Below are 25,616 nucleotides of genomic sequence, written 5' to 3'. Positions count from 1 at the left end.
TCTGCATGGTCGAATCTGAAGCCCAGGGGCGTTTGCCTGGAATTGCCCCGGTGTCGGTCGTGGATATCGGTTCCAACTCGATTCGCCTCGTCATCTACGAGGGCATGAGCCGGGCCCCCGCGATCCTCTTCAACGAGAAGGTCATGTGCGGTCTCGGCAAGGGGATTGCCAAGACCGGCCGCATGGATCCGGCAAGCGTCGAGCGGGCGCTCGCCGCCCTTCACCGCTTCAAGGCGCTCTCCTGGCAGGCCCGCACCTCCACCATGTTCGCGCTGGCGACCGCCGCCGCGCGCGAGGCGGAGAACGGCCCCGATTTCATCCGCCGCGCCGAGGCGATCCTCGGCCAGAAGGTGCGTGTCCTGACCGGCGAGGAGGAGGCCTATTTCTCCGCCCTCGGCGTCGTCAGCGGCTTTCACGATCCCGACGGCATCGTCGGCGACCTCGGCGGCGGCTCGCTGGAACTCATCGATGTGGCCGGCAACGCCATCGGCAAGGGCATCACCCTGCCGCTCGGCGGCATCCGGCTTTCGGAAGCCTCCGGCGGCTCGCCCGCGCAGGCCCGCATCGTCGCGCGAAAATACCTGCGCACCGCCAACCTCCTCAAGCACGGCGCGGGCCGCGCCTTCTACGCCGTCGGCGGCACATGGCGCGCCATCGGCGCCCTGCACATGGCGATACAGAACTACCCGCTGCACATGATCCAGGGCTACGAGCTCGGCTTTTCCGACGCCATGGACTTCCTGACGGATATCGTGACCGCCAAGGACCAGAAGGACCCGGCCTATTCGGCGATCTCCAAGGGCCGCCGCAATCTCCTGCCCTTCGGCGCCGTCGCCCTGCAGGAGACCATCGCCATCATGAAGCCCGCGCGGGTCTTCTTCTCCGCGCAGGGCGTGCGCGAAGGCTATCTCTATTCGCTGCTGCCGGACCGGGAGAAGGCGCGCGACCCGCTCATCGCCGCGGCAAGCGAGCTTGCCATCCTGCGCGCCCGCTCGCCCGAGCACGCCCGCGAGCTTGCCGAATGGACCGGCCGCATGATGCCGCTCTTCGGCATTGCCGAGACGGAGGAGGAGCGCCGCTACCGCGAGGCCGCCTGCCTGCTGGCCGACATAAGCTGGCGCGCGCATCCGGACTACCGCGGCCTCCAGGCGCTGAACCTCATCGCCCACGGCACCTTCATCGGCATCACCCACCCCGGCCGCGCCTTCATCGCGCTCACCAATTACTACCGCTTCGAGGGGCTGAACGACGATGCCGTCAGCAGCTCGCTGGCCGGTATCGCGACGCCCCGCCTTCGCGAGCTGGCCAAGCTCGTCGGCGGCCTCCTGCGCGTCGTCTACCTCTTCTCCGCCTCCATGCCCGGCGTCGTGCCGCACCTTGCCTTCCGCAAGGCGAGCCAGCCGGACGTGGACCTCGAATTTGCCGTGCCGGCGGATTATGCCGAGCTTGCCGGAGAACGCCTCGACGGCCGCCTCCAGCAACTCGCTAGGCTCACCGGCAAGAAACTCGCCTTCAAGTTCCTGCGATGAGGGGCCTTTTCCTTGCCGCCGGCCTTTTCTTCGCCACGGGCGCCGCGGCCGCGGACTGGCAGGCCGTGGAGCAGGTGGTGCCCTATGCGGTGACGGGCACGACGGGCCTTGAAATCTACCAGTCGATCGGCGCGAACGGCCCGAAGCTCGGCGCCGGCCGCGTCATCGCCCATACCGGCTTCAAGCTCACCTGGACGCGCAGGTACGAGCGGCAGGGCAGAGCCTGCGTCATCACGGTCAACAGGCCGAAGCTCGTCATCACCTACACGCTGCCGAAGCTGAAGACCAAGCTCTCCGGCCCGGTGAAGGACCGCTGGGACACCTTCATCGCCGGCGTCACCGCGCATGAGAAGGTGCACGGCGATTTCATCAAGGAGCTCGTGCGCGACATCGAGGCGATGAGCGTCGGCATGCGCGTCGAGGACGACCCGGACTGCTGGAAGATCCGCCCTCAGCTCCAGGCCCGCCTCGGCGAACTCTCGAAAGCCGAACGCGCCCGCAGCCGCGATTTCGACAAGGCCGAAATGAGCGACGGCGGCAACGTCCACCAGCTCATCCTGCAACTGGTCGACCCGCAGTAACGCCCAAGACCCTCTCTGCCTGCCGGCATCTCCCCCACAAGGGGGGAGAAAGGCTGGCAGCCTGCTTTTCCCTCGATTTTTGAACGCCGAGTGTGCCGCGGGTTAAGTCCCTCCCCCTTGTGGGGAGGGATTTAGGGAGGGGTCTTCAGTCGATAGGCGATTGCGACCTTTGCAGGGGCAGAGAGGGCCTTCGGTTAAAGCTCCACCGCCTCGATCTTCTTGTCGATGAAGCGCAGCGCCACCTTGCCGGAGATGAGGTTGAGGGCGGTTTCGCCGAAGAGGTCGCGGCGCCAGCCGCTGAGGGCGGCGACTTCGGCGTTCTCGCCGTCGACGGCGATCTTTTCGAGGTCGTCGGAATTGGCGATGATCTTGGCGGCGACGCCCTGCTTTTCCGCGACGATCTTCAAAAGCACCTTCAGCATCTCGCTGGCGGCGGCCGCGCCCTCCGGCACATGGTTCTGGCGCGGCAGGCGCGGCAGGTCGGCCTTCGGGATGGCAAGCGCCTCGCCGACGGCCTCGAGCAGCGCAGCGCCCGATTGCGAGCGCTCCCAGCCCTTGGGGATGGTGCGAAGGCGCGCCAGCGCCTCGGCGTCGGCCGGCTGCTGCTGGGCGATCTCGTAGATCGTGTCGTCCTTGAGGATGCGCGAGCGCGGCACGTTGCGCGCGCGCGCCTCGCGTTCGCGCCAGGCGGCGACCTTCTGCAGGACGGCCAGCTCCATCGGCTTCTTGACGCGCATCTTCAGGCGCTTCCAGGCGTCGTCCGGGTGCAGGTCGTAGGTGTCGCGCGATTCCAGGACCGCCATTTCCTCCGTCAGCCACAGCGAGCGGCCGGCGCTTTCCAGCTTTTCCTTGAGCGCGAGATAGACGTCGCGCAGATGCGTGACGTCGGCCAGCGCATATTCGAGCTGCTTTTCGGTGAGTGGCCGGCGGCTCCAGTCGGTGAAGCGCGAGGACTTGTCGATATGCACGCCCTTGATCTTCTGCACGAGCTGGTCGTAGGAGACGCTGTCGCCGAAGCCGCAGACCATGGCGGCAACCTGCGTGTCGAAGATCGGGTGCGGAATGAGGTTGCCGCGGTTGACGATGATCTCGATGTCCTGCCGCGCGGCGTGGAACACCTTCAGTACGGCGGGATTGGCCATCAGCTCGAAGAAGGGGGCAAGGTCGATACCCTTGGCGAGCGGATCGACGATCACCTCGGTCTCGGGTCCGGCGAGCTGGATGAGGCAGAGCTCCGGCCAGAACGTCGTCTCCCGCAGGAACTCCGTGTCGATCGTCAGATACTCGGAACGGGCGAGCGTCTCACAGGCGTCGCGAAGGGCTGCGGTTGTCTCGATGATCTGCATGGCGGGCTCGGGCGCAACTTTCTTATGTTTTTGATGGGGCAGCTTTAGACGGTCCACGGTTTTGCCACAATCAAAAACTTGCCCGCCTGCAACCGGAAAGGGGTGTCGCGGGCGCTGCGGGCGGGGCGTGGATCCTCGGGTCGAGCCCGAGGATGACGGAAGAAGAGAAGGCGCGACAACAAGGGGCGATCCCGCATGCCGCACCGCCGGATGGACGGAAACCGCTTCCTCCCCACCGTCATCCTCGGGCTCGACCCGAGGATCCACGGCCGCACGGCACGCCCGTCACGTCACCCGCACATAGCTTGTCATGCCGGTCTTCTGGTGCTCGATGATGTGGCAGTGGAACACCCAGTCGCCGGGATTGTCGGCGACGAGGGCGAGCTGCACCTTTTCGTCGGGCTGGATGAGGTAGGTGTCGGAGAAATGCGGGCGGATCGCCTGCTTGTTGGAATTCATCGGCCGGAAGACGAGGCCGTGCAGGTGCAGCGGGTGAAGCTGCGGCGTCGGGTTCTCGACGTTGAATATGTAGGTGCGGCCCGCCTTCATCTCGGCGAGCGGGGCGGTCGGGTCGCCTGAATCGTCCGCCCACGGCACCTTGTTGATGGCCCAGAAATTGTAGCCGAGCGAGCCGCAGATGCCGTCCTTCGGCCGCTCCTCGGCAGACGCGCTGAGGATGAAGGGGATTTGCGTTGCGGCGGAAAGGTCGGGCTCGGGCAGGGGATTGGCGGCCAGCGCCGGCAGGTCGCGCACGTCGCGCTTCAGCGAGGCGCCGACGGCCCGGAAGCTGGCGAGCGCCGCCGGCTTCGTGCCGCGCAGGTCCCTCAGCACGGCGACCGTGCCTTCCGCATCAGGCATGCGCAGGGCAAGGTCGAGCCGCTGGCCGGGGCCGATCATCAGGTGGTCGAGCGCGAAGCGCTCCCGGGCGGGATTGCCGTCGCGGGCGATCACCGTGGCCTCCGCCCCCTCGACCGAAAGGGCGAGGATGCGGGTGACGTCGGTCGCGGCGAGGCGCAGGCGCACCAGCCCGCCCGCCGGCGCGTCGTATTGCGGCGACTGGCGCCAGTTGGCGGTGCGCACCGTGCCGAAGGTGCCGGCGCGCGCGGCATCGCGTGGGCGGAACTGGGCGATGAACTGCCCGTCGCCGCCGAGCCGCCAGTCGCGAAGGTTCAGCACGATCTCCGCGTCGAAGGCGGGATCGGACGGGTCTTCCACCACGAGGACGCCGGCAAGGCCGCGGCCCATCTGCGTGAGCGTGTTGCAATGGGGGTGATACCAGTAGGTGCCGGCATCGGGCGGGGTGAAGGCATAGTCGAAGCCGTCGCCGCCGTAGACATAGGGCTGGGTGAGGAAGGGCACGCCGTCCATCCTGTTGTCGATGCGAAGACCGTGCCAGTGGATGGTGGTCGGCTCGTCCAGCCGGTTGTCGAGCCTCAGCGCGAAGGGGTCTCCCCGGCGAAGGCGCAGCACCGGCGGCACCTCGCCGTCGCCGTAGGTCATGGCGCCCTTCGTCGGCCCGTGCTCGGTCAGCATCGCCTCGGTGCGGCGGGCGGCAAGGCTGGTCGCGGCTTTTGCGCGCGCAGAACCGCCGAGATTGCCGGCAAGGCCGATCCCGCCGGCATAGGCCCCGGCAACGAGTGCGCCCTTCATCAGCGTGCGGCGTGTCAGCATGGCAATCCCTCCGGTGCTTGCCCCGCTTCTAAACCTGAGGCGGCCGCTCAGCAATAAGCGGCGGCCACGCGAATTGCCGCAGTTTACGTCTCCCGGTCGGGCGCGGCGAGCTTGTTGAAGAACAGCGAGGTGCGCAGGAGCGCGCGGAAGCGGCTGCGCCGCGGGCCGGCGGGCACGGGCGGGCGCGCGCCCATGCGCAGCCCCGTATAGGCCATGAAGGCGACGAGCACGACGGCGGTGTAGAGGAAGAGCGCCGACGGGCCGAAGGCCTCCAGCAGGACGGAGGCGAAGAGCGGGCCGATGATCGCCCCGCAGGACCAGAAGAACAGGAGCCCGGCCGAGACCAGCGCATGCTCGCCTGCGCCCGCATGGTCGTTGGCATGGGCCGAACAGAGCGAATAGAGCGGCATGGCGAAGGCGCCGAAGACGAAGATGCCGACCATGTTCTTCCATTCGTTGCCGCCGGCAAGGAAGGCGAGGTAGAGGGCGGCGAGCGTCGAGCCGAGCGTGGCGACGAGGATGACGAGGCGCCGGTCCAGCCGGTCGGAATAGATGCCGAGTGGATATTGCAGCACCACGCCGCCGACGATGCCGGCGCTCATGAAGCTGGCGATGGCCGTCACCGAAAGGCCGATGTCGTGCGCGTAGATCGGCCCGAGATTGCGGAAGGCGGCATTGGTGAGGCCGACGACGATGCAGCCGATGGTGGCGAGCGGCGAGATGTTCCAGAGCTTCTTCACGTCGAAGCGGATGGCTTCCGGCACGGTGGGGCTGGAGCGGTCGGCCAGCGAGATCGGCACCAGCGAGAGCGACAGCGCCATGGCGATGATGGCGAAGAGGTCGAAGCCGCCGATGCCGACGCCCGCCATGACATATTGCGCGGCCGTGACCGAGCCGAGGTCGACGAGGCGGTAGAGCGAGAGCGTGCGCGCCCGGTTGGCATTGGTGACGGCGGCGTTCAGCCAGCTTTCGACGGTGGCGAAGAGGCTGGCGATGCAGATGCCGGTCACAAGCCGCAGGGCGAACCAGAAGAAGGGATCGATGACGAGCGCCATGGCGATGGCCGAGGCGGACGCGATAGCCGCCATGGCCGCGAAGGTGCGGATATGGCCGATGGCCCGCAGCACGCGCGTCACATAGATGCAGCCGATGGCGAAACCGATGCTGTAGCCGGCGCCGAGAAGGCCGATCAGCGCGGTGGAGAACCCCTCCTGCGAGGCCCTGAGCGCAATGAACGTGCCCTGCAGCCCGTTGCCCCCGATCAGGATGCCAGCGGTGACGAGAAGGGGAATCAGCGGGCGAAGCGTCGACATCGCGGCACTATGGCGGAGGTTTTGCGGAAAGGGAGAGGGAAAGCGTTGTGGGTGATGAAATTTTGGGCGCCGTGCCCTTGCACCCCCCTCTGTCCTGCCGGACATCTCCCCCACAAGGGGGGAGATCGGCTTGGGGCAAGGCGGTACCATGATTCAATCTCCCCCCTTGTGGGGGAGATGGCCGGCAGGCCAGAGGGGGTGGCTTCACCCCGAAGCGTCAATTACTCCAGCAACTCCGCCATGACGCGCAGATGATCCGCCTGCAGCGGCTTTTCGAAGTAGCTCTTGACGAAGGCGTATTGCATGGCCCGCTCGCGGTCCTTGCCGAGGTGGGAGCTGGTGAGCATGGCGACGACGGGGGCGTGCACCTCGAATTCCTCGGCATAGCGGTCGAGGAACTCGAAGCCGTTCATCACCGGCATGTTGATGTCGAGGATGATGGCGTCCGGCGTCTCGCGGCGCAGCACGTCGAGCGCTTCGGTGCCGTCGAAGGCCTTGATCACGCGGATCGACGGATCGAACTTGCGGATCGTGTATTCGCAGATGAACTGGTCGTTCTCGTCGTCATCGACGACCAGGATCGAGTGGATTTTCATTATGGTCCCCGTCGGGCAGTTCGATGATGAACCGGCTGCCCTTATCTTTTGCTTCGTAAAGGGCGGTCCCGCCGAGGGATTCCGCACTCTTTCTCAATATGTAGAGGCCGAGCCCGCTGCCGAAGGATCGGTTGGGGTGCAGCCGTTTGAACATCTTGAACAACAAATGGCGGCTGGCGGGCGGAACGCCCAGGCCGTTGTCCTCCACCGACAGCCGCACCCTGCCGGCATGGCGGACGGCGCGGACGTCGATCGCCGGCTCGGCCTCCTTCGGGTCGTGATACTTGACCGCGTTGGAGAGCATGTTGCCGACGATGACCTGGAATTTCGATGGCTTGCTTTCGATTGTCAATTCCGCCGGCACATGATTTTCGATGCGGATCCGCTTGAACTCGTCGAGGTGGGAGAGGGCGTCGATCGATTCGGCGACGAGCGCGCGAAGGTCGATCGGCTGCGTGTCCTCTTCCATCAGCCGGTTGCGCGTGATGGTGATGATGTTCTGGATGAGATGGTCGAGGCGGCGGAAATTGCCCTCCATGCGCTGGAGCGTCTGGCCGAGCGCGGGAAGGTCGCCCTCCGCCAGCATGTCGCGCGAGATGCCGAGGAGGCCGAGCGAGGAGGCGATCGGCGAACGCAGGTCGTGCGAGGTGCGGTAGGCGAATTCCTCCAGCTCCGCATTGGCGTCGAGCAGCGCCTGCTCGCTCGCCTTGCGCTCGGAGATGTCGCGCACGGTGCCGCTGTAGAGCACGGTGTCGCCGAGCTCCAGCTTGGCGACGGCAAGGTCGAGCGGGAAGGTCGAGCCGTCCTTGCGCCGGCCCTCCACCTCGCGGCCGATGCCGATGACCTTCGCCTCGCCGCCGCGCTGGTAGTTGGCGATGTAGCGGTCGTGCTCGCTGCGGTAGGGCTCGGGCATCAGCATCTTGACGTTGCGGCCCACCATCTCCTCCGCGCCGTAGCCGAAGATGCGCTCCGAGGCGGGGTTGACCGACAGGACGACGCCGCGCTCGTCGATGGTGATGATGCCGTCCACCGCGTTGGCGATGATGGCGGCAAGGCGGATGCGGTGGGCGGCGAGGTCCGCCGCCATCGCCCGCGAGCGGCGCGAGGAGAGGTAGAGGTGCACCATCAGGCCGCCGTAGAGCGCGGCGGAAATCAGCACCAGCGAGGAGAGCGTCGAGCGGGCGTTCGTTCCGCCGCTGGAAAACGTGATGCCGAAGGAGGATTCGTAGCGCGCCAGCTCGAAATAGGTCATGGCGAGCAGGAGGAGATAGCTGAGCGCGCCGAGGGCGCCGGCCAGCACCGCCCGGTGGTAGCCCGCCGGCTCCTTGCCGGAAAAGATGATGGCGATGGCGAGGATGAAGAAACAGCTCGCGCTCTGCAGCGACATGCGCGTGAAGCGGATCCAGTCATGCGCGAAATCCAGCGCGATCACATAGCCGAGCAGCGCGACGGCGGCGATGACGAAGGTGGCGAAGCCCAGTCCCACCGGCACGAGGCCGTTGCGCCTCTGCAGCGCGCGCAGGCCGAGCGCAAGGCTCGTCAGCATGAAGCACAGCGCCGTGTTGGGCGCGATGCGCCCCGGCACGCTGGTGCCGATGTCGACGAAGGGCACGTTCAGCGCCGTGTCGATGCCCGTGTCGATGCCGAAGAGGTGCTGCGACAGGGCCGCCGCGCCGTAGAGGAAGACGAGCGCCAGCATCAGCGCCGGCAGGCGGTGGAATTCACGCGCGGCAAGCAGAAGCGCGACGCCCATGACGGAAAAGGCGAGCGCCGCGTTGAACTTCATGCCGAAGACGGCGGGATGGCCGGCGGCGAGCTCCGCGGGTTTGGCGAGCCACAGCGCCATCATGGCGAGGCCCACGGCAAGGCACCACAGGCCCGCCATGATATTCGCCTTCTTCCACGACCATTCCCTGTTCATCCGGCCCCCGCGGCGTTCCCTCCCGCCGCGCGCACTCTAGCGCGAAGGTTGAATCGCGAACAGGTCCCGTAAGGTGATGCCGGCAAGAAATCCGTCAGGCCGCGTCGTCGTGCGCCTCGCCTGTCTCCAGCCGCCGCGTCAGGGTCTGGAGCTCCGCCGTCAGCGCCGTGAGGGCCTCGACGGAGCAGCCGGTCGCCTTGCCGATCTCCATGCGGATGGAAAGGGCCTCGTGCCGCATGGCGCGGCCCTTGTCGGTAAGGGTCACCAGCACCTGCCGCTCGTCGCTCCTGTCGCGGGCGCGGTGGATGAAGCCGGCCGCCTCCAGCCGCTTGAGGAGAGGGGAGAGCGTGCCGGAATCGAGCCCCAGCGTCGCGCCCAGCGCCTTGACCGTGCGCCCGTCCTCCTCCCACAGCGTCATCAGCACGATATATTGCGGGTAGGTGAGGCCGTAGGGATCGAGCAGCGGCTTGTAGGTGCGGTTGAGCGCATGGGCCGCGGCATAGACGGCAAAGCAGAGCTGCTGGTCGAGCGCCAGCAGGCCGGCGGGAATGTCGTTCGTCTCAGCTTCGTCACGTTTGTCGCTCATCCTGTTATTATCGCAGGAAAGGGGCAAAATTGCAATTTGCAAAATCATATTGCGCGCAATCTAATTTTACGCTATTGAACTGCCATCATCAACGACGGAACGGAAGGAGACATCCATGCCCATTCTCTACAGGACCAAAGCTCATGCAACCGGCGGGCGCGCCGGCCACGGCGCAACCGAGGACGGCACCGTCGACGTGACGCTGACCGTGCCGAAGGAACTCGGCGGCGACGGCGCGACGGGCGCCAACCCGGAAAAGCTCTTCGCGGTCGGCTATTCCGCCTGCTTCCTCGGTGCGCTGAAGTTCGTCGCCGGCAAGGAGAAGGTGAAGATCCCGGACGAGGCCAAGGTGACGGCGACCGTCGGCATCGGCCCGCGCGAGGACGGCGGCGGCTTCGGCATCGAGGCTTCGCTGGAAGTCTCCGCCCCCGGCGTCGACAAGGCCGTCCTGGAAGACCTCGTGAAGAAGGCCCACGTCGTCTGCCCCTACAGCCACGCCACGCGCGGCAACCTCGACGTCAAGACGACGATCGCCTGACCGTTCCGCAGGGCCGCCGGCATTCCCGGCGGCCCTGTTCCTCAAGGAACAGCGCCGGGCGGGGCGATATGGGACATTCCGATCACCGGATGAGAGAGGCTCATCCTCAAGAGATCAGGAGAGACCCATGCGCAAGATCATCGTTTCCGCCGCCATCGCAGCCATCGCCGCCGTTTCCTTCGCCGCGCCCTCCGAGGCCGGCTACTACAGCTACGGCTACAAGCCGCACTGCTTCATTAAGAAGGTGAAGTCCTACGATTACTACGGCAACGTGATCGTCAGGAAGATCAAGGTCTGCAGGTAACGCTCAGCGCCGACCTCCCCGGAACCCCGGATGCTCCCTGCGTCCGGGGTTTTTTGGCGTGCCGTGGGGCGTGGATCCTCGGGTCAAGCCCGAGGATGACGGAGGGGAGGAGAAGGATTCCCGTCCATCAGGTGCTGTGGCATGTTTGACGGTGCGGCATTCGACGCCGCCGCTTTTGCCCGCTTCTCCCCTCCTATCGTCATCCTCGGGCTTGACCCGAGGATCCACACCCCACGGCACGCCCTCACCACAGCTCCAGGTACAAATCCCGCCACTCCGGGTTCATCGCCTCGATCAGGTCGATCTTCCACTGCCGGTACCACCGCTTCAGCGACTTCTCCCGCTGGATGGCCGTGCCGATGCTGTCGTGCTCCTCGTACCAGACGAGGCGGGCGCATCCGTATCGCGATGAAAAGCCGGGCGTCAGACCCTCGCGATGTTCGTAGATGCGGCGCTCAAGCTCGGACGTCACGCCGATATAGAGCGTTCCGTGCTTCTGGTTGGTGAGGATATAGACATAACCCGCCATGCGGGAAACTTGCTTGGCCTTGCCTTCACGGTCAAGCTCTTGTCATTAGAAAAATACAGCCTATATTCTTTCTCGTGAAAGGAGCGTCCCCATGCACCGCAAACCCGCACCCCAAATCGACGAAGGCACTGTGCTCACCAAGGCGGCCGTCAATGCGGCGGAGCGGCTGGGGTTGACGGCGCGCATCCTCTCGGCGGTCATCGGCGTGTCCGAGGCGACGGTGTCGCGGCTGAAGCGGCAGGACGTGCTGCTGGAGCGCGGCACGAAGCCCTTCGAGTTGGCGGTGCTGCTGGTGCGGCTCTTCCGCTCGCTCGACGCCATTGCCGGCGGCGACGAGACGGTCGCGCGCGCCTGGATGACGGCGGACAACAGCGCGCTCGGCGCGCGTCCCGTCGACCGCATCGTTTCCATTTCCGGCCTTGTCGATGTCCTTGCCTATCTGGACGCCCGCCGCGCTCTCGTCTGAGGCGCGGCCCTTTTCGGGTCCGGTCTGGCGCTTCGTCGAGGCGCAGCACCGCGTCTCGACGCTGAAGCTCGTCGATACGCTGGACGAGCAGGCGCTGCTGGAAGACATCCTCGAAGAGAGCAAGCCCGTGCTGCCGCCCGAATGCGCCGGGCTCGACTACCTGCTCGCCACGCCCTTCCGCTACGGCGCGGCCTATCCATACGGCTCGCGCTTCCGCCGGGCAGGGCGCACCCTCGGCGTCTACTATGCGGCGCTCTCGGTGGAGACGGCGCTGGCCGAAATGGCCTTCTACCGGCTGCTCTTCTTTGCCGAATCGCCCGCAACGCCGCTGCCGGCCAACGCCGCCGACTACACCGCCTTTTCCGCCGCGGTCGCGACGGAAGAAGCGCTCGACCTCACCCGCCCGCCGCTCGACCGGGATGCGGGCCTGCGGACCCACCCGACCGACTACGCCGCCTGCCAGTCGCTCGCCGACGGTGCGCGTGCGGCAGGCCTTGCCGCCATCCTCTACCGCTCGGTGCGCGATCCGGCCGGCGGCACCAACATGGCGCTGCTGACGGCGAAGGCCTTCGCCGCGCCGAAGCCGGTGGAGCGCCAGACCTGGCGCATCCGGCTTTCCGCCCTCGGCGTGCAGGCGCTGTGCGATCACCCGCCGCGCCGCATCGGCTTTTCCCGCGAGGATTTCCGCGCCGATCCGCGCATCGCCTAGCGCGGGCAGGGCGCTTCCCACGGCGCGTTCCTGCAGATATGGTCGCGCGCCGCCCTGCGATGCGGCAGGGAGCCCTTCATGCAGACCTCGTCTTCGACCGTCCTTTCGCCGGACTGGCCGGCCATTGTCGCCGTCGTGCTCGGCGCGACCGCCTTTTCGGTGGCGCAGGGGCTCACCTATCCGCTCGTCTCGCTGACGCTGGAGGCGCGCGGCTACTCCTCCTCGATGATCGGCGTCAACGCCATCGCCTATGCCGCCGGCATGGGGGCCTCCACGCTGCTCATCGGCGGGCTCACCGCGCGCTGGCGCGCCGACCGGCTCATCATCGCCAGCCTCGCCATCTGCTCGCTCTGCCTTGCCACCTTCGCGGCCTCGGCCTCGTTCACGGTCTGGAGCCTTGCGCGCTCCCTGCTCGGCTTCTTCGCCAGCGTCATCTTCATGCTCGGCGAAGCCTGGCTCAACGCCGCCTGCCCGGACCGGCTGCGCGGCCGCGTCTCGGGCCTCTACGGCATGGGCATCTGCGCGGGGTTCGCCGCCGGGCCGCTCGCCATTCCGCTCTTCGGCAGCGCCGGCGGGCTCGGCTTCGCGCTGACGGCGGTCTACCTCGCCATCGTCGCCTTCGCGACGGGCATGCTGATGTTCTCCACGAAGACGGTGCCGGAGCCGTCCTCCACGGCCGATGTCTTCCGCTTCTTCAAGGCGGCGCCGCTTCTCGTCGGCATGGTCTTCGTCTTCGGCTTCGCCGATATCGCGGCGATCTCCGCCATGCCGGTCTATTTCGTGAAGATGGGCTACAGCGAGGCCTTCGCCGCCGTCAGCGTGACGGTGCTGGCGCTGCCCACGGCGCTTGCACAGCCCTTCATCGGCGTGCTGCTCGACCGGCTGCCGCGCGAACGGGTGGCGCTCGCCGCCGTCGGCACCGCCGCCGCGAGCTACCTCGTCCTGCCGATGCTGACCTCGGAAATCGCGATCCTGGTGGTGTTCGCCGTGATGGGCGCGGCCGTCTTCTCGCTCTATACCTGCGCGCTGACCATGCTCGGCGAACGCTACAACGGCGCGATGCTGGTCGCGGGCTCGGCCGCCTTCGCGCTCGTCTACGCGGCGGGAAGCGCCACCGGCTCGGGCCTGACGGGCGCCATCATGGAGGCGGGCGGGCCGACCGCAGGCCCGCTCTCCGTCGGCCTCGGCCTTGCCGTTTTCACCGCCGCGCTGGTGTTTTCGCGGCGGCGGTAGGAAAGGCCCTCTCTGCCCTGCCGGGCATCTCCCCCACAAGGGGGGAGAAAACGAGAGGCTTGCTCCTCGCCCGAAATTTTCCGCCGGGCGTGCTGCACGGTAAGTCCCTCCCCCTTGTGGGGAGGGGTTGGGGAGGGGCCTTCGCCCACCCGATCAGACGAACTGGCTGAGCCCCGGCACCGAGGCGACGACCTCGTCGACCACGTCGGGCCCGGCATGTTCGCGGGCGACGGCCATGGTTTCTTTGGCAAGGCCGGTGATCTCGCCCATGCCGAGGCCCTGGCTCATGAGCTGCTGGCCGAGCGCCATCACGCCGCCGCCGCCGATGGCGTTCATCAGGCCGCCGAGGAGGCCGCCGCCCGCACCTTCGCCGTTATACTGCGCGACGAGGTCGGACGCGCCGGGAATGGCCTCGATCATCTTGGCGACCGGGCCGTCGGCGGCTTCCCGCTGCAGGAAGCCGAGCATCATGCCGATGGCCTTTTCGGCGAGTGCCGGCTCGATGCCGACGGCATCGGCAACGCGGGTGACGAGATCGTTCATGCAAAATCCTCCGAACGAATTGACGTTAACGTCAAGGTAAATGAAATCCCCGGCAAACTCAAGCGGGTGCGGCACGCGGGCGGCCTCATCCGCAAGGCCCTGAAAGCGTGTTGTTTGCCCGCCGGACTATCCTTATAACCTGCGTGAGACGATTCAATGAAAACATGGCCGGGGCGACAACCGGCCGCGAATCGTGAAGGGACCGGCAGCCAAGGAGTTTCAACGTGGCGGAACCCATTCTTCAGGACGGAAAACTCTATATCGGCACGAGCCGCAAGCCGGACGACACGAACAACAAGCCCGAGTATCTCGAGCTGAAGTTCGGCAACCGGCACGGCCTCGTCACGGGCGCGACGGGCACCGGCAAGACGGTGACGCTGCAGATCCTCGCCGAAGGGTTCTCCAATGCCGGCGTGCCGGTGTTCTGCGCCGACGTGAAGGGCGACCTTTCCGGCATCGGCGCCATCGGCGAGGCGAAGGATTTCCTTCAGAAGCGCGCCGACCAGATCGGCCTTACCCCTTACGAGTTCCAGCAGTTCCCGGTGATCTTCTGGGACCTCTACGGCGAGAAGGGCCATCGGGTGCGCACCACCATCTCCGAGATGGGCCCGCTCCTCCTCTCGCGCCTGATGAACGCGACGGACGCGCAGGAAGGCGTCATCAACATCGCCTTCAAGATCGCCGACCAGGGCGGCCTGCCGCTGCTCGACCTCAAGGATTTCCAGGCGCTGCTCAACTACATGGGCGAGAATGCCGGGGCGCTCTCCAGCCAGTTCGGCTTCATCTCCAAGGCCTCGGTCGGCTCCATCCAGCGCGAGCTGCTGATCCTCGAGCAGCAGGGCGCCGAGCAGTTCTTCGGCGAGCCGGCGCTGAAGATCTCCGACATCATGCGCACGACGAACGACGGGCGCGGGGCAATCTCGGTGCTCGCCGCCGACAAGCTGATGATGAACCCGCGCCTCTACGGCACCTTCCTGCTCTGGATGCTCTCCGAACTCTTCGAGGTGCTGCCGGAAGTGGGCGATCCCGACAAGCCGAAGCTCGTCTTCTTCTTCGACGAGGCGCACCTGCTCTTCAACGAGGCGCCGAAGGTGCTGATCGAGCGCGTCGAGCAGGTCGTCCGCCTCATCCGCTCCAAGGGCGTCGGCGTCTATTTCGTCACGCAGAACCCGCTCGACGTACCGGAAACGGTGCTCGCCCAGCTCGGCAACCGCGTGCAGCATGCGCTTCGCGCCTATACGCCGCGCGAGCAGAAGGCGGTGAAGACGGCGGCCGATACCTTCCGCCCCAACCCGGATTTCGACTGCGCCACGGTCATCACCAATCTCGGCACCGGCGAGGCGCTGGTCTCCACGCTCGAAGGCAAGGGCTCGCCCTCCATGGTCGAGCGCACGCTGATCCGTCCGCCGTCCTCGCGCCTCGGCCCGGTCACGGATGCCGAGCGCAAGGAGATCATGGGCGTCAGCCCCGTCGCCGGCCTCTATGACGAGGATGTCGACCGGGAATCGGCCTACGAGATCCTGACGGCGCGCGCCAAGAAGGCGGCCGAGACCGCCGCCGCGCAGCAGGAGGCCGCAACGCAGGAGGCGAGCCAGCCGTCCTCCGGCGGCAGCCGCTGGACCTTGCCCGGCTTCGGCGACGAGGAGCCGGCATCGCCTTCCGCCGCAAAGCCCAAGGCCCGCTCCGGCTACCAGCGCGAGACGATCGCCGAAGCCGCGATGAAGTCCGTCGCCCGCACCGTCGCCTCCTCCCTCGGCCGCGCCCTTGTGCGCGGCATCCTCGGAAGTTTGCGACGGTAGAGGGCTAAAAGACCCTCTCTGCCCGCCGGCATCTCCCCCACAAGGGGGGAGAAAGGCTGGGGGCGTGTTTTTCCCAAAATTTTCCGCTGAGAGTGCCGCACTGTAAGTCCCTCCCCCTTGTGGGGAGGGATTTAGGGAGGGGCCTTCACGCCTTCACGGCAACGATGAACAGCCGCGGGAAGCGCAGCAGCAGCCGTCCGTCGGCCATCGGCGGGTAGGCGGCGGCGAGGCGGCGTTCGTAGTCGGCGGCAAAGCCGTCGCGCTCCTCGGCCGGGATGCGGTCGAGATAGGGGCGAAGGCCCGTGCCCTTGACCCATTCGACGATGGCGCCGGCATCGGCCATCGGATGGTTGTAGGCGGTGAGCCACACATCGACGCGCGCCGCCTTCGGCCCGAGCGCATCGAAATAGGCGGCGGGGGCGGGGAGGGTCTTGCGCCGCGGCGTCCCCTCGGAAAAGGCCCCGCGCCAATTTCCGGCGAGCGCGCTTTCCTCCATCATGAGGTGGGAGGGCTCGTTCAGATTGTCCGGCATCTGCACGGCGAGCACGCCGCCGGGGCGAAGGCCGTCCATCAGCCGCGCGAGCAACGCCACATGGTCCGGCAGCCACTGGAAGACGGCGTTGGCGAAGAGCAGGGCGGCGGGCTCCGGCGGGTTCCAGCGGGCAAGGTCGCATTCGACGAAATCGACGCCCGGCAGCCGCTCGCGGGCGGCGCGCAGCATGTCGGCCGCGCTGTCGACACCGCGCACGCCCCGGCCGGGAAAGCGCCTGACCAGCAGCTCCGTCGAATTGCCCGGCCCGCAGCCGAGGTCGTAGACCGTGCCGGCGACGAGGTCGTCCGGCACCTGCGCGAGGAGGTCGCGGGCCGGCCGCGTGCGTTCGTCTTCGAATTTCAGGTATTGCGCGGCAGACCAGGCCATTTACAGACTCTCCAGCGAGGGCAGGATCAGCGCCGGCCCGAGATCGAAATATTCATCCGGCATGTTGCCGCGGTTGATCCAGACGGTGCGGAAGCCGAACTTCGTCGCACCCGCCACGTCCCAGCGGTTGGAGGACTGGAAGGACACGGCATTCGGATAGAGCCGGTAACTCGTCGTCACGAGGTCGTAGACGGCGGGGGCGGTCTTGTAGGTCTTCACCGCGTCGACGGAGAAGATGTCGTCGATGACCGTGTCGAGCGCGGCGTTCCTCACCGCCGAGGCGAGCATGGCGGGCGAGCCGTTGGAGAGGATCGCGATATGCGCGCCGCGGCTCTTCAGCGCCTTCAGCACGGCTGGCACCTCCGGGTAGCAGTCGAGCTTCCAGTAGGCATCAAGCAGTTTTTGCCTCAGCGCCGGATCGACGCCGCCGACATGCTGGAACGTATAGTCGAGCGCCTGTTCGGTAAGCTGCCAGAAATCCGCATAGGCCCCCATCAGCGCCCGTGTCCAGGAATATTCGAGCTGCTTGGCGCGCCACATCTCGGAGAAGATCTGGTAGTTCGGCCCCACATCCCCCGCATGGCGGCGCACGGCCGCATGCACGTCGAACAGCGTGCCGTAGGCGTCGAAGACATAGGCGGCGTGGGACATGGCGGGGGTATTCTCCTCTGGTGGCGCCCGCGATTGGCGGATATCGGGGCGGGAATGTCAATCGGCTAGGGCGTGCGATGGCACCCCCCTCTGCCCTGCCGGGCATCTCCCCCACAAGGGGGGAGATCAGCTTGGGGCAAAGCAGTGCCACGATTCAATCTCCCCCCTTGTGGGGGAGATGCCCGGCAGGGCAGAGGGGGGTATGCCGAAGGCAAGCCCGCTACGTTCTCAAAACCGCGTAATCACGCTGATCCCCAGATCCGTCGCCCGGTCCATCGCCATCAGCGCCGGCACGGCTTCCTCCAGCCCGATATGCCGCCCGATCAGCTTCTGCGGCGCGAGCCTGCCGCTTTCCATCATCGAAAGCATCGCGTCGTAGCGCCAGGCCTGCATGCCGTGGCTGCCGTAGATCTCCAGTTCGTGGCCGATGACCTGGGCCATGGGGATTTGCGGCGTCGCGTGGTCCGCCAGCATCAGCCCGACCTGCACATGCCGCCCGCGCCGGCGCAAATTCCTGATCGAGTTGAAGCAGGTGACGGGCGAGCCGAGCGCATCGATGGAGGCATGTGCCCCGCCGCCCGTGATTTCGCGCACGGCCTCCGCGACATCCGCCACGGCGCGCGCGTCGACCGTCGCGACGGCGCCCATCTTCCGGGCCAAATCCAGCTTCTCGGCCGAAATATCGATGGCGATCGGATTGGCCCCGAGCGCGGCGGCGATCATGATGGCGGAAAGGCCGACGCCGCCGCAGCCATGCACCGCCACCCATTCCCCGCCCGTCACCCGCGCCTGGTCGACCACCGCGCGGAACGAGGTGGCGAAACGGCAGCCGAGGCTGGCGGCGGTGGGAAAATCGATCGCCTCGGGCAGATGCACGAGATTGTGATCGGCATGGTCGATGGCGACATATTCGGCAAACGAGCCCCAATGGGTAAAGCCCGGCTGGAACTGCGCCTCGCAGACCTGTTGGTTGCCCGAGCGGCACTCGCTGCAATGGCCGCAGCCCGAGACGAAAGGCACCGTCACCCGCTCGCCCTCGTAAAAGCGCCGCACCGCCTTGCCCTTCGCCACCACGCGGCCGGCAAGCTCGTGCCCCGGCACATGCGGCAGGCGGATATCCGGGTCGTGCCCCATCCAGCCGTGCCAGTCGCTGCGGCAGAGCCCCGTCGCCTCCACCTTGATGACGACGCCGTCCTCGCCCGGCGTCGGATCGGGCAGGGTGCGGATTTCCGGCACCGCCCCGAAGGCTTCGTAATACATCGCGCGCATGCTGGCCTCCCTTTGCCCTTCTATCGCATGGCGGATGGGGACCCGCCAGAACGCCATTCATGATAAGACCTGATGCACCCATTCAACATCTTGAATGGACAAGCCGGCCCTGCTGGCGGAAGGCATTTGCGAACGGACCGGCCCGCCGGCCCGGCCAGAACGGTGAAAGGAGTTTTCAAGATGCCAGTCGATACCGCACCGCGTTCCGCGACCTTTACCTTCGTGGACGGCGAATGGATTTCGGGCAATCCGCCGCTCATCGGCCCCACCTCCCATGCCATGTGGCTGGGCTCGACCGTGTTCGACGGCGGGCGCTGGTTCGACGGCATTTCGCCGGACCTCGACCTTCATTGCCGGCGCGTCAACCGCTCCGCCGAGGCGCTCGGCCTCAAGGCGACGATGGCGGCCGAGGAGATCGAGGCGCTCGCCTGGGAGGGCGTGAAGAAGTTCGACGGAAAGACGGCGATCTACATCAAGCCGATGTACTGGGCCGAGCACGGCTCGTTCAGCGTCGTCGCGCCCGACCCGGAATCGACCCGCTTCGCGCTCTGCCTCTTCGAGGCCTCGATGGGCGACGCCAAGGCCGGCTCCTCGCTCACCCTTTCGCCCTTCCGCCGCCCGACGGTGGAATGCATGCCGACGGACGCCAAGGCCGGTTGCCTCTACCCCAACAACGCCCGCATGCTGGTGGAGGCGAGGAAGCGCGGCTTCGACAACGCGCTGGTGCGCGACATGCTGGGCAACGTCGCCGAGACGGCCTCGTCCAACGTCTTCATGGTGAAGGACGGCGTCGTCTTCACGCCCGCCGCCAACCGCACCTTCCTTGCCGGCATCACCCGCAGCCGCGTCATCGGCCTCCTGCGCGAGGCCGGCTTCGAGGTGGTCGAAACGACGCTGACGGTCGCCGATTTCGCCGGCGCCGACGAGATCTTCACCTCCGGCAACTATTCCAAGGTCGTCCCCGTCACCCGCCTCGACGACCGCGACCTGCAAGCCGGCCCCGTCACCGCCAAGGCGCGGGACCTCTATTTCGACTGGGCCCATTCGGGCGGGGATGCGTAAAGGCCCTCTCTGCCTGCCGGCATCTCCCCCACAAGGGGGGAGAAAGGCTGGAAGCCCGCTTTTCCCGCAATTCTTGAATGCCGGGCGTGCCGCACGGTAAGTCCCTCCCCCTTGTGGGGAGGGATTTAGGGAGGGGTCTTTACCACCTCCACTTCACCGCGCCGGCACCGCCTTGAGATACGCCGCGATCGCCTCGCGGTCCTCCTTCGGCAGGCGCGCCATGTTCTTCTGCACGGCGACCATCGCCCCGCCGACGCTGTCGAAGTCCGGCGTGAAGCCGGTTTCGAGATAGCCGGCGATATCCCCCGCGCTCCAGTCGCCGAACTTGCCCTCGACCGGCGTGATGTCCGGGATGCGGCCTTCGCCCTCCGGGTTCGGCCCGCCGGCAAGCCATTCGTCCGTCTTCAGTCCGCCCAGCACGTCGCGCGGCGTGTGGCATTCGCCGCAATGGCCGGGGCCTTCCACGAGGTACTGGCCGTGCTTCACCGTCTCGCTAGCATCGGCGAGCACCACGCGCGGCGCCTCGTTGAGATAGAGGAACTTCCAGCCGCCGAGCAGCAGGCGCATGTTGAAGGGGAAGGGCAGGTCGTGCCCCGGCGGCACGCTGGCGCTCTTCGGCAGCGTCTTCAGGTAGCCGTAGAGATCGCCGATATCCTTGACGGTCATGCGCGCATAGGAGGCGTAGGGGAAGGCGGGGTAGAGATGCTCGCCCCGTCGCCCCGTGCCGCGCTTCATCGCATCGCCGAACTCGGCCAATGTCCAGCCGCCGATGCCCGCCGTCTCGTCCGGCGAGATGTTCGGCGCATGGAAGGTGCCGAACGGGCTCTTCAGCGCAAGGCCGCCGGCAAGCACCAGCCGGTCTGCATCCGTAGCGCCCGGCGCGGCATGACAGCTTGCGCAGCCGCCGGCATTGAAGAGGCGCTCGCCGTTGGCAAGGTCCGGTTCGCCGGCCGAGGCCCAGGTCTGCGCGGGAAGGCGCTGCGGCGCGGTGATGAAATAGAATGCCCCCGCGCCCGCCGCCGCGAGGAGGACGATGCCGCCGAGGAATTTGCGAAGTGCCATGCGGGCCTCCTGTGACGCATCCGGACCGAAAGGCGCCGGCCCGGCAGGAAGGGCCGGGCGGCGCGCAGCTTCGGGAAGGCCGGTCTACCGCTTATTTCTTGATGCGGTAGACCTCGTGACAGCTGCCGCAATCGGCGCCGATGGTCTTGAGCGCTGCGCCGACCGCCGCCTGGTCCGCCGGAAGGTTGGCAAGGGCGGCCTCGGCGTCCGCGCCGAGCTTGGCGGCATGCGCCTTGAAGTCGTCCATGGCTTCCCAGATCTTCGGGCTCGCCTCGGTCTCGTGGCCGGTCTCCGAGCCGGCGGGGAACTGGTCGGGGAAGGTCTTGGCCACCTCCACCATGGTGGAAAGCGATGCCTTGACGATCTCCGCGTCATAGGGCTTCTCGCCCTTCGCGATGCCGGCAAGCGCCCCGGCGGCGCCGCCCATCTTCTTCATCATGCCCTGACGCACGACCTGCGGCTCGTCCGCCGCTGCGACGACGCCCGCGCCGATGACCGCAAGCGCGGCCGCGACCGCCAAAGTCCTGAACTTCATCGAGGTCTCCCGATTCTGGCAGCCGCTCCACGCGCCGCCGGTTTACGATGCGACCGCATGATTGCATTTTGAACGAATCCGGACAGTAAAATCTTTTTGATGCCGCGGGCGGGAACCTGTTTGCGCCCTCACAGGCTTCCCCAGCCCCGCCACACCGTAAACGCCGCGATCGCGATCAGCAGCACGCCGGCGGCGCGGCCGATGAAGCGGGTGGCGGCGGGGCTGGCGAGGAGCGCGGAGCGGCTGCGGCTGGCGGCGAGCGCAAGGCCGCCGTAGACGGCAAGCTGGGTTGCCCAGATCACCAGCACCATCACCGCCGCCTGCCGCCAGACCGGGCCGAACTCGGGCCTCAGGAACTGCGGGAAGACGGCGAGCATGAAGAGATAGGCCTTGGGGTTCATGAGGCTCGTCAGCGCGCCCTGGCGGAAGCGGGTGAGGAGGCCGCGCCGGTCGAGCCCGTCCACCGCCTCGATCACGATGGAGCTTCGGAAGAGCTGCCAGCCGATATAGGCGACATAGGCCGCACCCGCGACCAGCAGCACCTCGAAGAGTTTCGGCGCGAAATGGAGAAGCAGGCCGACGCCGAGCGCGCCGTAGAGCGTGTGCACGAGCCCGCCCGCCATGATGCCAAGGGTCGCCGAGAGGCCGGCCCTGCGCCCGCCCGAAAGCGAACTTGCCAGCACGAACACCATGTCCATGCCCGGCACGACGATGATGCCGGCGACGAGGAGGAAGAAGAGCCAGAGGTTTTCGCTGTAGGTCATGTCAGTTGTCCATTGCCGGGCCCCGCGCGAAGGGCCTATGATGCGTTCAGTTTCAAGCGTTTGGGGCGTGCTATAGCGAAAGGCAACTGACAGGGATGTGTCAGTTGTGATGGGGGACATGCGCAAGGCATCACGGCTTTTCGAGATCATCCAGATCCTGCGGCTCGCCCGCCACCCGATAACGGCGGCGGAGATCGCCTTGCGGCTGGAGGTGACGGTGCGCTCGATCTACCGCGACATCGCGGCTCTCCAGGCCATGCGCGTGCCGGTCGAGGGCGAGCGCGGCATCGGCTATATCCTGCGGCCCGGCTTCGACCTGCCGCCGCTGATGTTCTCCATCGAGGAGACAGAGGCGGTGGTGCTGGCGCTCGCGCTGCTGGAGCGCACAGGCGATGCCGAACTCAAGGCCGCCGCCCGCCGCGTCGGCGAGAAGATCGCCGGCGCCGTACCGCCGCCGCTGCGCCAGACGCTTTCGGCCCGAGCGCTGCACGCTTGGGGCTCGGCGCCACGCCAGCCGGAGGGCATCGACCTTGCGGGCGTGCGCCGGGCGATCCGCGACGAGGAGACGCTGTCGATCCGCTACCGCGACGAACAGGCCCGCCCCACCGAGCGCACCATCCGCCCCATCGCCCTGATCTATTATTCGGAAAACGCCAATATCGTCGCCTGGTGCGAGCTGCGCCGCGCCCTCCGCAACTTCCGCGCCGACCGCGTGGAAGCCTGTGAAGCGACCGGCAGTCATTTCCGCGGCGAGGGGAATGGGTTGCGGCAATTGTGGATTTCGGGGTGGGCGGAAAGGCCGGCCGGTGCGGTGTGACTACGCGACGGCCCGCAAATCGAAGTCGGCATGGATGACGTCGAAAGGCACTACCACTTTGCCGGTATCGGTGCGCTCGACGATCCCCCAGTCTGCGAGAGCGACCACGTCCTCATGCACCCGTTTCACATCCCGTCCGAGCGAACGGGCGAGCGCCCGGATGCTGCTCGGGCCGATCTTCTGCAAATGTTCGATCAATTCCCAGCGCTTGGGGCTGATGACGGAAAAGAGCTGCGCGGGGGAGCTGAAAGTGAAGGTCGCGACAGGATCGGAAGGCACGCCCGTGCGTGCCGCTTCGGCCGCCCGTGCCAGGCTTTCTGCGAGGAGAGCCTCGGAATCGCTGCGGATCTGGATGCAGGCGCGCTTCATTCAACGTCTCCTTTTGGCGATCTCGGCCCGGAAATCTTCGAGCAGCGCGGCGACGGTCGAGAACGCATAGGGCCGCTCGCGCCCGTCGAGATGGCAATGGTCGCCCTTGCCGCGCTCATTATCGAAGCCGACGATCCGCCGGCCGTCCCGCCCGTAGAACAGGCGGTATTTGAAAAGATGCGTGCTTCCGGGAACGGGTTCGGGAACCTGCCAGAGCACGATCTCGACGATCGAACCGTCCGGCAGGACCGTCTTCGAGCGCTCGAGAAGAACGGCATCCATGTTGGCATTTATGCCATCAACACGGCGGTTTGTCGACCAAAGAAACACCGACCGGAGACGACCCGGTCAGATTGCCGGCAACTCCACTGGCCTCTCCTCCGTCATGGTCGGGCTTGCCCCGACCATCCATGCCCCGGTGCCGACTGGATCCTCGGGGCAAGCCTGAGGATGACGGAGTGTGGGGGTGATGTTGCCTACAAAAGAAAACTCGGGCCATTTCTAGCCAGAGCACTGTGTTGCAATTTGCCGAACCTCTCCTCCGTCATGGTCGGGCTTGACCCGACTATCCATGCCCCGGGTGTTGCTTGGATCCTCGGGTCGAGCCCGAGGATGACGGAGTGCGTGAGGCGAGGGTGCCGGCCAAGGAAAAACCCCGGCCGTTTCCAGCCGGGGTTCCGTAAAGCGCTAAACCCGCGAAAGGACTACTTCGTGGCGGCTTCGTAGCGTTCGAGGACATAGTCCCAGTTGATCAGGCTGTCGACGAAGGCTTCGAGGTACTTCGGGCGGGCGTTGCGGTAGTCGATGTAGTAGGAGTGTTCCCACACGTCGACGCCGAGGATCGGCTGAGCGCCGTGGACCAGCGGGTTCTCGCCGTTCGGGGTCTTGGAGATGGCGAGCTTGCCGTCCTTGACGGAGAGCCAGGCCCAGCCGGAGCCGAACTGCGTGGTGCCGGCGGCGACGAAATCGGCCTTGAACTTGTCATAGCCGCCGAGGTCGCTGTCGATGGCCTTCTGGAGCGCGCCCGGCAGGCTCTTGCCGCCGCCGCCCTTCTTCATCCAGTTCCAGAAATGCAGGTGGTTGTAGTGCTGGCCCGCATTGTTGAAGAGGCCCTGGTTGGTGCCGTAGGACTTCTTGACGATCTCCTCGAGCGAGAGGTTCGCAAGGCCGGCTTCCTCCGCCAGCTTGTTGCCGTTGTCGACATAGGCCTTGTGGTGCTTGTCGTGGTGATATTCGAGCGTTTCGCGCGACATGAAGGGCGAAAGCGCGTCGTAATCGTAGGGAAGCGGCGGAAGTTCGAAAGCCATGGTGGTGTCTCCTCTTGGCGACGGGATTTTATGAATGAAATCCGTGATCGGAACATAGGAGCGGCAACCGGAAGAGGCAACCGCCCGGCTTCCAAATTTTCCTGACAGGCGACAAAATCATTCCCGTTTCCCCTGTCAGATCAAGGGCGGGCGGAACGAGATCCGATCAAGGACATTTCGCCCGAAGTCCATGCAACACGGAGCCTTTCGATGCGCGTTCATCCCCTTGCCGTCCTTTCCCTCGCCCTTGCCGCCCCGGCGGCGCATGCCTCCTCGCCCGATGCCTGGGAGGAATTCCGCGCGGACGTGGAGAAGAGCTGCCTTGCAAGCCTTCCCGAGGCGCTCGGAACGCCCACCGTCTTCGTCGAGCCGACGGGGACCCAATCCTTCGGCATCGCCGCCGTCGAGGGGCTTTCGCCGGAGGCCAAGAGCCAGATCACCTATGTCTGCATCTACGACAAAGAGAAGAAGACGGTAGAAGTCTCCCCGCCGATCGCCGCGGAGTTCCTGCATGTGGTGCGCGAGAGCGAGCGCGCGGCCGCCGCCGCAAAGCGCGCCGAAACGGGCGACGACAAGACGGTGGACGACGCCGGACAGGAATAGGTGCAGCGTCAGGCGGAAGCCGGGCGGTGCTCGTCGCCGTAAAGGCGCAGATAGTCGAGAAGCTCGGGCGAGCCGAGGCCGATGGCCTCCAGCACTTCCTTCGCGAAGGTGACGGGCGCGGCGCCCGAGGCCGTGATGACGCTGCGGTCGTTCACCGCCTGCGGCTGGTCGCGGTAGAGCGCGCCGCCGCGATAGGCTGGCACCTTGTCCGCAAGCTGGCTGCGGTAGTTGCCGGTATGCGCCCGTTCGTCGAGCACGCCGAGGCGGCCGAGCTCCAGCGTCGCGTCGCAGATCCCCGCCACCGGCTTTCCGGCATTCAGGAAGCGGCGGACGGGCGCGGCAAGGTCCGGCGCCTTGCCGGATTGCCAGATCGTGCCGCCGCAGATCACCAGGATGTCGAAATCGCCGGGCGCGGCCTCCTCGGCCCGGCCGGCGGAGCGCGCGGTGAGGCCGCCGAGCGAGGTGACGTCGGCCCCGCCCGGTGTCAGGACGACGGTCTCGGCCCCGCAGTCTCCGCGCGCCGTCGCCATCAGCAGCGCGCATTCCCAGTCCGCGTAGCCCTCGGTGAGGACGATTGCCAGACGCTTTGCCATG

At 66.7% G+C, this 25,616-nt stretch carries 29 protein-coding genes; 11 read left to right on the top strand and 18 right to left on the bottom strand.

The window, feature by feature from the left end; translation table 11 throughout:
- The first annotated feature begins 5 nt into the window (after positions 1-5).
- Both HNQ66_RS19980 and HNQ66_RS19975 read left to right on the top strand, forming a co-directional pair.
- Positions 6-1,529 (top strand): Ppx/GppA family phosphatase, encoded by a 1,524-nt coding sequence (locus HNQ66_RS19980; protein WP_184145949.1) that lies wholly within the window; start codon positions 6-8, stop codon positions 1,527-1,529.
- Positions 1,526-2,110, top strand: a complete 585-nt coding sequence (locus tag HNQ66_RS19975; RefSeq protein WP_184145947.1) for a DUF922 domain-containing Zn-dependent protease — start codon at positions 1,526-1,528, stop codon at positions 2,108-2,110. The genes HNQ66_RS19980 and HNQ66_RS19975 overlap by 4 nt, the downstream gene beginning before the upstream one ends.
- A gap of 194 nt (positions 2,111-2,304) precedes the next feature.
- On the opposite strand, the gene rnd is transcribed toward HNQ66_RS19975, so the two are convergent.
- From rnd to HNQ66_RS19945, 6 genes are all read right to left on the bottom strand, one after another.
- Positions 2,305-3,450 carry a ribonuclease D gene (rnd, locus tag HNQ66_RS19970; protein WP_184145974.1) on the bottom strand — a complete coding sequence of 382 codons (1,146 nt, stop codon included), beginning with the start codon at positions 3,448-3,450 and terminating at the stop codon, positions 2,305-2,307.
- Between the two features lie 291 nt (positions 3,451-3,741).
- On the bottom strand, positions 3,742-5,133 hold the full coding sequence (locus HNQ66_RS19965; protein WP_184145973.1) for a multicopper oxidase domain-containing protein: 1,392 nt from the start codon (positions 5,131-5,133) through the stop codon (positions 3,742-3,744).
- A gap of 77 nt (positions 5,134-5,210) precedes the next feature.
- Entirely contained in the window at positions 5,211-6,440 is a 1,230-nt protein-coding gene (locus HNQ66_RS19960) for an MFS transporter (RefSeq protein ID WP_184145945.1), read from the bottom strand.
- A 221-nt stretch (positions 6,441-6,661) separates the two neighbouring features.
- Complete coding sequence (locus HNQ66_RS19955; protein ID WP_184145943.1) at positions 6,662-7,036, bottom strand: response regulator; 375 nt, start codon at positions 7,034-7,036, stop codon at positions 6,662-6,664.
- Positions 7,005-8,957 carry a sensor histidine kinase gene (locus tag HNQ66_RS19950; RefSeq protein WP_184145941.1) on the bottom strand — a complete coding sequence of 651 codons (1,953 nt, stop codon included), beginning with the start codon at positions 8,955-8,957 and terminating at the stop codon, positions 7,005-7,007. The genes HNQ66_RS19955 and HNQ66_RS19950 overlap by 32 nt, the downstream gene beginning before the upstream one ends.
- 94 nt (positions 8,958-9,051) lie before the next feature.
- The gene (locus tag HNQ66_RS19945) at positions 9,052-9,543 is read right to left on the bottom strand and encodes a MarR family winged helix-turn-helix transcriptional regulator (RefSeq protein ID WP_184145939.1); all 492 of its coding nucleotides are present in this window, start codon (positions 9,541-9,543) and stop codon (positions 9,052-9,054) included.
- 115 nt (positions 9,544-9,658) lie between these two features.
- On the opposite strand from HNQ66_RS19945, the gene HNQ66_RS19940 reads away from it, so the two are divergent.
- Positions 9,659-10,081 carry an organic hydroperoxide resistance protein gene (locus tag HNQ66_RS19940; RefSeq protein WP_184145937.1) on the top strand — a complete coding sequence of 141 codons (423 nt, stop codon included), beginning with the start codon at positions 9,659-9,661 and terminating at the stop codon, positions 10,079-10,081.
- A 127-nt stretch (positions 10,082-10,208) separates the two neighbouring features.
- Positions 10,209-10,385, top strand: coding sequence for a hypothetical protein (locus tag HNQ66_RS19935; protein ID WP_184145935.1), 177 nt, complete (start codon positions 10,209-10,211; stop codon positions 10,383-10,385).
- 244 nt (positions 10,386-10,629) lie between these two features.
- Here HNQ66_RS19935 and HNQ66_RS19930 read toward each other — a convergent pair whose 3' ends face one another.
- Positions 10,630-10,914 (bottom strand): GIY-YIG nuclease family protein, encoded by a 285-nt coding sequence (locus HNQ66_RS19930; RefSeq protein ID WP_184145933.1) that lies wholly within the window; start codon positions 10,912-10,914, stop codon positions 10,630-10,632.
- Between the two features lie 91 nt (positions 10,915-11,005).
- Between HNQ66_RS19930 and HNQ66_RS19925 the strand changes: the two genes are divergently transcribed.
- From HNQ66_RS19925 to HNQ66_RS19915, 3 genes are all read left to right on the top strand, one after another.
- Positions 11,006-11,380 carry an MbcA/ParS/Xre antitoxin family protein gene (locus HNQ66_RS19925; protein WP_184145931.1) on the top strand — a complete coding sequence of 125 codons (375 nt, stop codon included), beginning with the start codon at positions 11,006-11,008 and terminating at the stop codon, positions 11,378-11,380.
- Positions 11,340-12,089: an RES family NAD+ phosphorylase gene (locus HNQ66_RS19920; protein WP_184145930.1), complete on the top strand. Its 750-nt coding sequence runs from the start codon at positions 11,340-11,342 to the stop codon at positions 12,087-12,089. The genes HNQ66_RS19925 and HNQ66_RS19920 overlap by 41 nt, the downstream gene beginning before the upstream one ends.
- A gap of 78 nt (positions 12,090-12,167) precedes the next feature.
- A complete protein-coding gene (locus HNQ66_RS19915) occupies positions 12,168-13,322 on the top strand; it encodes an MFS transporter (RefSeq protein WP_184145929.1) in 1,155 nt (384 codons plus the stop codon).
- Between the two features lie 153 nt (positions 13,323-13,475).
- Here the strand turns inward: HNQ66_RS19915 and HNQ66_RS19910 are convergent, their stop codons facing one another.
- Complete coding sequence (locus tag HNQ66_RS19910) at positions 13,476-13,865, bottom strand: hypothetical protein (protein WP_184145928.1); 390 nt, start codon at positions 13,863-13,865, stop codon at positions 13,476-13,478.
- A gap of 236 nt (positions 13,866-14,101) precedes the next feature.
- Here HNQ66_RS19910 and HNQ66_RS19905 point away from each other — a divergent pair, with 236 nt between their 5' ends.
- On the top strand, positions 14,102-15,664 hold the full coding sequence (locus tag HNQ66_RS19905) for a helicase HerA-like domain-containing protein (protein ID WP_184145971.1): 1,563 nt from the start codon (positions 14,102-14,104) through the stop codon (positions 15,662-15,664).
- A gap of 145 nt (positions 15,665-15,809) precedes the next feature.
- On the opposite strand, the gene tam is transcribed toward HNQ66_RS19905, so the two are convergent.
- The 3 genes from tam to HNQ66_RS19890 all read right to left on the bottom strand — a co-directional run bounded on the left by tam (position 15,810) and on the right by HNQ66_RS19890 (position 18,503).
- Positions 15,810-16,583, bottom strand: a complete 774-nt coding sequence (tam, locus tag HNQ66_RS19900; protein ID WP_184145927.1) for a trans-aconitate 2-methyltransferase — start codon at positions 16,581-16,583, stop codon at positions 15,810-15,812.
- Complete coding sequence (locus HNQ66_RS19895; protein ID WP_184145926.1) at positions 16,584-17,234, bottom strand: haloacid dehalogenase type II; 651 nt, start codon at positions 17,232-17,234, stop codon at positions 16,584-16,586.
- A 228-nt stretch (positions 17,235-17,462) separates the two neighbouring features.
- Positions 17,463-18,503 carry a zinc-dependent alcohol dehydrogenase family protein gene (locus HNQ66_RS19890; RefSeq protein WP_184145925.1) on the bottom strand — a complete coding sequence of 347 codons (1,041 nt, stop codon included), beginning with the start codon at positions 18,501-18,503 and terminating at the stop codon, positions 17,463-17,465.
- A 180-nt stretch (positions 18,504-18,683) separates the two neighbouring features.
- Between HNQ66_RS19890 and HNQ66_RS19885 the strand changes: the two genes are divergently transcribed.
- Complete coding sequence (locus HNQ66_RS19885; protein ID WP_184145924.1) at positions 18,684-19,565, top strand: branched-chain amino acid aminotransferase; 882 nt, start codon at positions 18,684-18,686, stop codon at positions 19,563-19,565.
- A 153-nt stretch (positions 19,566-19,718) separates the two neighbouring features.
- On the opposite strand, the gene HNQ66_RS19880 is transcribed toward HNQ66_RS19885, so the two are convergent.
- The 3 genes from HNQ66_RS19880 to HNQ66_RS19870 all read right to left on the bottom strand — a co-directional run bounded on the left by HNQ66_RS19880 (position 19,719) and on the right by HNQ66_RS19870 (position 21,926).
- Positions 19,719-20,627 (bottom strand): cytochrome c, encoded by a 909-nt coding sequence (locus HNQ66_RS19880; protein WP_184145923.1) that lies wholly within the window; start codon positions 20,625-20,627, stop codon positions 19,719-19,721.
- Between the two features lie 91 nt (positions 20,628-20,718).
- Complete coding sequence (locus tag HNQ66_RS19875; RefSeq protein ID WP_184145922.1) at positions 20,719-21,162, bottom strand: c-type cytochrome; 444 nt, start codon at positions 21,160-21,162, stop codon at positions 20,719-20,721.
- A 128-nt stretch (positions 21,163-21,290) separates the two neighbouring features.
- Positions 21,291-21,926 carry a LysE family translocator gene (locus tag HNQ66_RS19870; RefSeq protein WP_184145921.1) on the bottom strand — a complete coding sequence of 212 codons (636 nt, stop codon included), beginning with the start codon at positions 21,924-21,926 and terminating at the stop codon, positions 21,291-21,293.
- Between the two features lie 118 nt (positions 21,927-22,044).
- Between HNQ66_RS19870 and HNQ66_RS19865 the strand changes: the two genes are divergently transcribed.
- A complete protein-coding gene (locus tag HNQ66_RS19865; protein ID WP_184145920.1) occupies positions 22,045-22,743 on the top strand; it encodes a helix-turn-helix transcriptional regulator in 699 nt (232 codons plus the stop codon).
- Here HNQ66_RS19865 and HNQ66_RS19860 read toward each other — a convergent pair whose 3' ends face one another.
- The 3 genes from HNQ66_RS19860 to HNQ66_RS19850 form a co-directional block, all read right to left on the bottom strand.
- Entirely contained in the window at positions 22,744-23,112 is a 369-nt protein-coding gene (locus tag HNQ66_RS19860) for an HVO_A0114 family putative DNA-binding protein (RefSeq protein WP_184145919.1), read from the bottom strand. It lies immediately after the preceding gene.
- Positions 23,113-23,394, bottom strand: coding sequence for a toxin-antitoxin system TumE family protein (locus tag HNQ66_RS19855; RefSeq protein WP_184145918.1), 282 nt, complete (start codon positions 23,392-23,394; stop codon positions 23,113-23,115).
- A gap of 422 nt (positions 23,395-23,816) precedes the next feature.
- Complete coding sequence (locus HNQ66_RS19850) at positions 23,817-24,419, bottom strand: superoxide dismutase (protein WP_184145917.1); 603 nt, start codon at positions 24,417-24,419, stop codon at positions 23,817-23,819.
- Between the two features lie 210 nt (positions 24,420-24,629).
- On the opposite strand from HNQ66_RS19850, the gene HNQ66_RS19845 reads away from it, so the two are divergent.
- Positions 24,630-25,022, top strand: a complete 393-nt coding sequence (locus HNQ66_RS19845; protein ID WP_184145916.1) for a hypothetical protein — start codon at positions 24,630-24,632, stop codon at positions 25,020-25,022.
- 8 nt (positions 25,023-25,030) lie between these two features.
- Here the strand turns inward: HNQ66_RS19845 and HNQ66_RS19840 are convergent, their stop codons facing one another.
- Positions 25,031-25,615 carry a DJ-1/PfpI family protein gene (locus HNQ66_RS19840; RefSeq protein ID WP_184145915.1) on the bottom strand — a complete coding sequence of 195 codons (585 nt, stop codon included), beginning with the start codon at positions 25,613-25,615 and terminating at the stop codon, positions 25,031-25,033.
- Between the last annotated feature and the right edge of the window lies 1 nt (position 25,616).

The sequence above is a fragment of the Shinella fusca genome, from assembly GCF_014203155.1.
GTDB classification, from domain to species: domain Bacteria; phylum Pseudomonadota; class Alphaproteobacteria; order Rhizobiales; family Rhizobiaceae; genus Shinella; species Shinella fusca.
The sequence above is the reverse complement of the archived record's forward strand: the minus strand, read 5'-3'. Positions and strand labels throughout refer to the sequence as shown.